This window comes from Ruegeria sp. HKCCA5763 (genome assembly GCF_013034545.1).
GTDB lineage: Bacteria > Pseudomonadota > Alphaproteobacteria > Rhodobacterales > Rhodobacteraceae > Ruegeria.
Window position 1 is genome coordinate 246,651 of the sequence record NZ_WQGF01000008.1, and the last position, 7,909, is coordinate 254,559.

At 53.0% G+C, this 7,909-nt stretch carries 4 protein-coding genes; 1 reads left to right on the forward strand and 3 read right to left on the reverse strand.

Annotated features, from left to right (window positions below; genetic code table 11):
• Positions 1-18 precede the first annotated feature (18 nt).
• Positions 19-3,600: an adenylate/guanylate cyclase domain-containing protein gene (locus GOV89_RS15300; RefSeq protein ID WP_171238521.1), complete on the reverse strand. Its 3,582-nt coding sequence runs from the start codon at positions 3,598-3,600 to the stop codon at positions 19-21.
• On the reverse strand, positions 3,585-3,914 hold the full coding sequence (locus GOV89_RS15305; RefSeq protein ID WP_216599114.1) for a hypothetical protein: 330 nt from the start codon (positions 3,912-3,914) through the stop codon (positions 3,585-3,587). The genes GOV89_RS15300 and GOV89_RS15305 overlap by 16 nt, the downstream gene beginning before the upstream one ends.
• A 141-nt stretch (positions 3,915-4,055) precedes the next feature.
• Here GOV89_RS15305 and GOV89_RS15310 point away from each other — a divergent pair, with 141 nt between their 5' ends.
• Complete coding sequence (locus GOV89_RS15310; protein WP_171178917.1) at positions 4,056-4,556, forward strand: hypothetical protein; 501 nt, start codon at positions 4,056-4,058, stop codon at positions 4,554-4,556.
• A gap of 11 nt (positions 4,557-4,567) precedes the next feature.
• On the opposite strand, the gene GOV89_RS15315 is transcribed toward GOV89_RS15310, so the two are convergent.
• Positions 4,568-7,312, reverse strand: coding sequence for an AsmA family protein (locus tag GOV89_RS15315; protein ID WP_171238522.1), 2,745 nt, complete (start codon positions 7,310-7,312; stop codon positions 4,568-4,570).
• Positions 7,313-7,909 lie beyond the last annotated feature (597 nt).

Sequence of the window (7,909 nt, forward strand, 5' to 3'; positions counted from 1 at the left end):
CAGACCAGATTTTTTACCTTAACTCGCTACTCCTTCGAGCTTTGACCTTAGGGAAACCATACTCAATTTCTGTGAAATTGCCAACGCTTCCCCTTCCAGTTGAAACGCCTGTTCCACATCAGCCGGGCGGCCGCGTTGTCTTAGTGCAGTAGCATATGCCGTCTTGCTGTGCGCGACCCAAGGAGGGCATTTCATGCGCGTGTCAATTTCTATTGCCTTCTGGAACATCGTCTCAGCCACATCCCAGTCCTTCAGAACCGTACCCAGACTTCCGAGGCGTCGCGCAGCTGCGCCAGTGCATACTGTCGTGGCCCCAGCGGTGATCGTCAGTTCTTCGTAAGGAGCAAGCATTTTATAGAGCGTCTTGGCGTGTTCTTGATGCTGAATGGCGACACATATGTCGGCCAGATAGGACAAAGTCGTTGAATACATGGCGTCTGGTGGAAGATCGAAGCCATTGGCAGCCATTTCATTCAGTATTCGTTCGGCCGGTTCCTTGTATCCAAGCTCGGCAGCGATAAGACCAAAACCGGGCTTCCATGAAATGTCTTCGGGGCTGTCTGTCATCAGTTGCTTAATCACAGGCGCAACCTCGTGCAGTCGGTTTTGCTCGCGGCGAATGGTGAACATCTGAACTCCAAAGACGCCCTCAACATGTTCCCCATGGGTCTTTCGGCCAATTTTTACCGCTTCGGTGGCGTGTTTTTCAGCTTGCTCAAAATCGCCGTCCATAATTGCAACCATCGCGCGTGCGTGTTTCTGAACCCAATAGAGCTGCAGATGATTGTCCTTTTCCGAAATCTCTGTAAGCAAACCCAAAGAATGGTCCATCAACTCTCGGTCGGCCATCTCGGCGCCTACAAACAAGCTCAGAGTGCGATCCCGCCCTTGATCGATGCTACCAAGATGCTCGGCCACACCGTGCATAGCCTCCAGATTTTCGCGCCAATGGTGGGCTTCTCTTCCCTTCCGCGCAACGAATGGGGCCCCGAAATGCATCATCATTACCGAGAACTGGGATTTATAATCACCCAGTTTTGCGGCCAGTTCCATCGACTGCTGGCCGAAACGCGCACCTTCGGAGAACTGACCGACGAACATGTGGGCGCGCGCAAGTTGGCTCATCAATCTACACCGGCGGACTTCATCATCATCGGGCAAGTCACTCAGTGCACTATCGCAGAGATCAATTGCCTCACCGTGCCTTTCGCTGGACATCATACATGAGTCAGCGAAGTGGTTGGCCGCGTCAGCGGCCAGCTCTACGTTATGCAAGGCACGGGCTGCGCTGGAAGCGTCCTTCAGAACCGCTATACCTTCGGGCAATTGGCCCAGGCTGTCATGGCTGCGACCAACCAGAATCTTGCTTTTGATCAATTCTGAATCAGAGTCTGAGCCTAGATTTTCAGCAGCTCGTAGAGTTTCCTTAGCGTTGGTCATCGCTTCCTGGCTGGCAGATCGCGCCAATGCCATTTCTGTCGCAATCTGCCATTTTTCGAACGCAGCCCCCCAATCCTCAGCTTCTGAAAGGTGGCGGGCGACCAGTTCGGGGCGTCGCTCGATCTCAGCGGACCGTGTTCGTATCAACGCACGCGCCACGTCTGCATGTTGCTGTTTTCGGGTCGAGCTCAGCATGGACTGATAGGCGGTATCGCGAATAAGGGCATGACGGAATACAAAATGCCCACGATTGTGACCGCTTTCGAAGATTATGCCGGTTCGAGAAAGCTCTTCGAGGCATTTGTTGATATCAGAATCCGCAATGCGCATCGCCGCATTCAATATGCTCGGCTCAAATTCTCGGCCAATTACAGAACCTGTAAGTGCGACTTGTTTTGCCTCAGGTGAAACCGCGTCGAGACGCGCCATCAACGCGCCTTTCAAAGACGACGGTATGTGGATTTGCCCGTGCTCTCCCGCCTCGACAATCGCTCGGGTCAGCTCTTCCACGAACAAAGGTACACCGTCGGTCTTTTCAATGATTGTGGCAATCAGGGCATCGTCCGGCTTCTTGCCAGTAATGTTTTCGACAAGGTTTGAGACATGCGCAGAATCGAACCGGCGCAATACCAGGGACTGAACGTGCGTGTCCCCGTCGTCTCGAGCCAGTTCCCACCCGGGCCTGTGGGTTATCAGGATCATCAGAGGAAGATCGGTGCAGATCGATTTAAACCGCTCCAACAAGGCTTGGGTGGAAGGATCGATCCAATGAGCATCTTCGACGCACAGAATAACCGGGCGCACGCTTGATCGCACTTGCACGGTGTGGATCAAAGTTTGGATTGTTATGTCGCGCTGCTCCTGCGGTGACATCTCGAGCACCTTTTGGGCGAGCGCACTACGAGGCGCGACCAACGCTGCAAAGACAGGCAGAACTTGTTCCCAGTCCAGCCCGCGCCGCCCTTCAAGCATATTCCGAACATGTTCAAGGATCAGATTGTCGTCGAACCCCGGTTCGACCCCAGCGTCCTGGGAAATTCGTTGGGCAACCGGATGAAAGGGGCTACTGCTGAGATAAGGGGAACAGTTCAGTCTTATGACATCGGCTTGGTCGCTTGCGGCGATGTCAGCAAGAAATTCTTCTGTAAGTCGCGATTTTCCAATCCCGGGTTCACCAGACAGCAGAACAACCTCTCCGTGACCATTCTGAGCACGTTGCCATGATTGCAGTAGTATCCCTTTTTCGTAGTCGCGGCCAATCATCGCGCTGGCGGCATCATCGCGATGTGAAGCTCGAAACCGGCTTTCCGCACTGCGCTCAGACACCACTTTCAACAGAGTACGTGGTTCAGCAAAACCTTTTAGCTCTGTCTTCCCAAGGGGTTGAAATTCAAATATCCGATGCAAGGCTGTCTCGGTTTCCTCCACGGACAATACGACCGAGTTTGGCTCTGCATGTTCCTGAATCCGCGCCGCAAGATTGACGACCGGGCCAGTCATAGCCCCTTCTTCATATGTATTTTCGCCGATGGTGTCGCCGACCACTACATCGCCGCTTGCAACACCCAACCTCACCGACAAGCGCTCTCCGTCCGGTGTATTGAGTTCCCCGACGCGCCGAACAGATTCCAGACCGGCTTTTATCGCCCGAATTGCGTGATCTTCGTAAGCCCTCGGCCAGCCAAAAAACACAAGAAGACCGTCTCCCAGATATTTTGCAACGTAGCCGCCATACCGACTGACGGCTCCGGCAACGGCGTCTTGGTAGTTCTGCAGCAAGCCCCGCATGTCTTCGGGATCAAGCCGATTGGTGAGTTCCGTCGAACCGACTAGATCGGCAAACAAAACCGTTACGTGACGCCTCTCTGCAGTGACCGGTTCACTATGCTTCCGTTTAAGCAGATCATCACTTTGCGCATTATCTGAGGTTGGCGCTTGTTCACGAGCTGCTTGTGATGACGAGGTTACGTGCTGTTGATCGGCGCGTTCGTGGATTGCAGCGAGGATGATCTTGCGATGACCAAGGCTCACCCCGAGCTCTTTTAAATCGTCGCCAGACAGTAGTGGTAAAACACGCGCATCAATATCGTTTTCCGCAAAAACATCTGCGTACTGACTCAGGTCGAGATCATTTAACCACTGGTCTATTTCAGCCGACATCTTAGGATCATGCTGAGATACGCTGCGCTAATCAAGAACTCTTCCGGTTTTGCGATGGCGGCCATCGGCACATTGTTGATCCGCTCGCAAACCAATTTAAGGTCCAATAGCTGAGCGTCTTCGCGTGATACCGCCTCGGTCGATATGTCTTTGAGAAGCTCGGTGTCGTAGGTGCAGACGAAAGGTTCCGGATTGGCGCATTGAAAGACTGTGACCTTGGCTTCGCTGTCCTGTTCTAGCCGCATGGCGACGCTATAGTGGTCGGCCAACATCTCCTGACCTTGTACGTTCACGGAGCCAAAATTGAATGTCATCGTGGCAATTGGGGACGAGCGTGTTTACAACACAACGGTTTCGGTTCGTTGGCTTGTCTCCTGAAGACTCTTCCATATCGTTTGATTGATCTTCCCGTATCGGTAGGATGGATTAACCTTCAAAACTGTTTGGGGTTCAGAATGTACAGGTATGTGCTGACAACATTGGCTTTGTGTTATGCAAGCTTAATTCAAGCAGCTGGTATGGAACGGTGGGGTGAATCCGGCGATTGGACAATCCTGATTGATCCCGAAAAGGGCAACGGCTGCCTTGCGTGGAAACCGTTTGAAGGTGACATGACCGTTGAAATTGGCGCAGCGCCCAATCAGGCTGGCGGGTTCTTTGCGGCCTACAATCCCGCCTGGGTTCAAATCGAGGACGGGGCGACCGGGATCGTACAGTTCGATTTTGGTGATGCGAGATTCGAAGGCGAAGCGGTGGGTGTCTTCAAGAATGGTGTGCCCGGTGGCTACGCCTTTTTCGACAACCCGGCGTTTGTAACTGAATTCGGAAAGCGTCAAAGCGTCACGATTATTGGCGAAAGCGGGACCGAGATAGAGCTTGATCTCAGCGGGTCTGCAAAAGCCATCGAGGCGGTTCTGACATGTCAGGCCGAGCAGCCTGAACCATTAAAGAACTAGGTCGCGTCCTGCTATTGCAATTGATTGATGTCCGGCACACAGGGTTGCCTGTCGACAGGCATAGCATCAGCGCCTTCCGGGGCCTTGTTCCTTGACCCACCCACGTCCAGTTTGAACTTTGGCGACGAAAGCTGGCCAGTCACATCAAAGGGCCACGCGCTTCGGGATAGCGGTTTGCCAACGCGACGGGGCTCTGCTCTGATCGCTATGCTATCGTTCAGCCAGTCCACTTGTCCCCTGGCCACCAATTGAACCGATCCCGTTTCAATGACGATGGAGTTTGAACTGACCCGCCCGGCCTGAATATCAACCGGGGCTACCACACAAGTGATGTCGGTGTAGCCTTGTCTGAACTCCTCTGAAAACAGCCACGGGAATATGCCCAGCCCGGCTAACTCCAGTAGACTGGTACTAATGTAACCTTGCGACATCGACAAAGACGCATTGCCGCGCATCGAGTTGACGAAGGCCTTGCCCGAGGCGGGGCTGCCAGAAACGTTGAACTCACCACTCAAACGCCCGTAGGCATCAATACCAATCCCCAGTTCATCAAGGATTTCACCGAATTCCCATCCCGAGGTTGATCCTGACAACGAAAGCCAATCAGGTGAGTCAATCAGATCCATCACCGCACGCAGGCTGAAGTTTCCGCCACCATAAGCCATCTGAAGAGGTCCGAAATCCACGGTTCCGTCTTTGGCAGACAATTGGCTTGAAACAGATGTTACGCCTTGCTGGCCTACAATCTCTTTGAAATCGATCTGCACCTCAACATCAGCCTCTTTCAGTACACGTTGTACATCCAAAAGATCGGCAGGTTTCCCTTTCTCCTTTGGCAACACCAAGGGCTGAACGTCTGTCTCCTTGGGCAAAACCAGAGGCTGAACTTCGGGTTCAGGTTCTTGTGAGGCCTCGCCTACCAGGCCTTTCAGTTGGTCCAGCACGGCGGTCAGGTTCTTCAGGTCGTTGAGATCGAGCCTCTCGCTCGTAATGTTGCCACGGACGACGGATGCACCTTCGGGAAACCGCGCATCCAAAGCCGCAAGAAGATCGGAAGACCCGGCTTCGAACTTGATTGCGGCATCAAAGTCCTCACCCTGCCTGGAGGTTTCAGCATCGATAGCCATTGCGCCAATCTCGATGGGTTGCAGGTTGAGTGCGGTGAGAAACTGGGCGCTGTCGTTGACGTCCAGTTTCACGTCGAAATCGAGACCGGCCAGCCCTTTTAGCTCGTTGACAGATAGTGCGAGATCAAGCGCCCAGAGATCGGTGCCATAGTTGGTAGCATTAAACCTATTGAGTGAAACCGGCCCGCCCGCATTGGATATGTTGAAATCGGCCTTGATGCCGCCGAACTGGTCGACAAAGCCTTCATCTAGGTTCGGTAATATCAGTTTAGCGGGCCCGTCGAGCATACCATCAAAAGTTACGTCCTGAAGTTGGAGCAGATCGAGGATTTCACCTTCGGCTTTCAGGACCGGCTCCTCGATCGGTCCGGCTTGTAGCGCAATGCCCAGCATGGCCAGGCGACCGTCGGGCATGCGACGTATGCTTTCGATGGATGCTGGCCCAATCACGTCCAGCCCCTGGTCGAATGCGTTGGTTTTAAACAGTAGTTTCTCGAACTCGAAAGACGCCAGAGATCCCACCACGTGCATCTCAAACCCCGAGAACTTCAGGTCCTGGAAGCTCTTTGCCGCGCTCGGCGGCTGTCCCTCAGGGTGAAGGCGGGCATCAAAGATCAGATCGACGCCCTGAGCGGTGTAAAGGTCATCTATCGAACCCTCAGCTTCGAGTTTCTGTCCATCCTCAAGATTTATGGTGGTCACAAAGCTTTCGATCTTGAGCGCATCCTGGGACACAAGCTCTGCCTGAAACTGGCCGTTGCCTTCCAGAACACGATCTAACCCAACGACTTCGAGAAAATCGCCAAATTCACCGGTGTCCATCTCCAAGACCGCGCGATAACCGCCACCTTCGTCTTCCGCCAATGGCTGACCATCGTAGCTTACCGTCATTTCCCCAAAACTGGCGTGCGTCGTAAACGGCGCGCCGCGAGGGTAGTCGCCTTCGATTTCGAAACCCTGACCGTTGACAGAGCCCGTCCCCGAAACCCTTGTGTTCTGCCCGCCATACAATTGTTCCAGGGCAAGAGATTGGAGGTCGAAAACAAAGGCAAACCCCGAAGCCTGGTCATCTATGTTCAATCCGATGGACGTAAAGCTCACGTTCTTGTCGCTCAAAAACGTAAGGATGCCTTTGTTTTCCGCGCCTTCGTCATCGGACTCGCGAACCTCTATCGACGTTTCCAGAGTTTCTTCTGCCGCGATGCTTTCGGGTTCAGAATTTGGTGCTGAATGGCCCTTGAGCCAGCTTGTCGTGCCATCAGCCGCAGTTAGAAAATTTGCTTGCAGGCCATCTACAACCAGATTGTCAAAGTGAAGGCGCCCATTGGCCAAAGCGGCAATATCCAACTCCAATTCCAGCCGATTTAACTCTGCAAGTGAGGTATCTTCCATTGAAAGGCTTGGGATCACCACGCCGCCGACATAAATGTGGGTAATGCGGCCCGCCGCGATGCGCACATCGTCGTTGACCAATAGTGGTCGGTTGATTTGTTCCGAAAGAACCTGTTCTACAAGTTCACGCCGCATATCCGAGAACATTGGAGCCGCAAGCAACAGCCAAACAAAAGCGACTGCTGCGAATGCCAGAAATGCGACTGTGCCTATTATTCTAAATAACCAGGTCCTCATTCGCTTCCCTGTCGTCGTTACATTGTTCAGTCTATCTGCAATTTTGAGATCGCCAAGCCTGCTGGCAGGTTGGTTCACAAATATGAAGGTAACGCTCTAGGCATTTCATGCCCAGAGATCCAAAGCTGTAAGGATTCGAGCATCCCGTTCGTTTGGGTCCTCACGGAAATGAAACACCCCGTCTTCGACCCACGCTGTCCAATAGGTCAAAAGGACCAGTGTTGGCTCGGGTAGTCACTCACAGATCGATCAAGTCAGCGATTTGGCAGGAACCCCAGATTGCTGCTGAACGTTACATTTCTTCTGTTGCAGAGAAGTTATCTGCGTTTATGTCCCGGAAATACGGGGCAATTTGATCGCCATGGTTAAAAAAAGCAAAGCCCGTCGATGAGACGGGCATTCTTAACGACGACAATTCGCTAGATTTGTTTACGTGATTAGGGTTTGCACCTCTGAGCTTCGGGTTACGAGGCTGACGGTGTTTGATCGTTAAGCAATTGATCCGGTGGATTTTTTGTAGATCGACCGGGCTGTTTGGATTTTGGTTGCGGGGAGAGGATTTGAACCTCTGACCTTCAGGTTATGAGCCTGACGAGC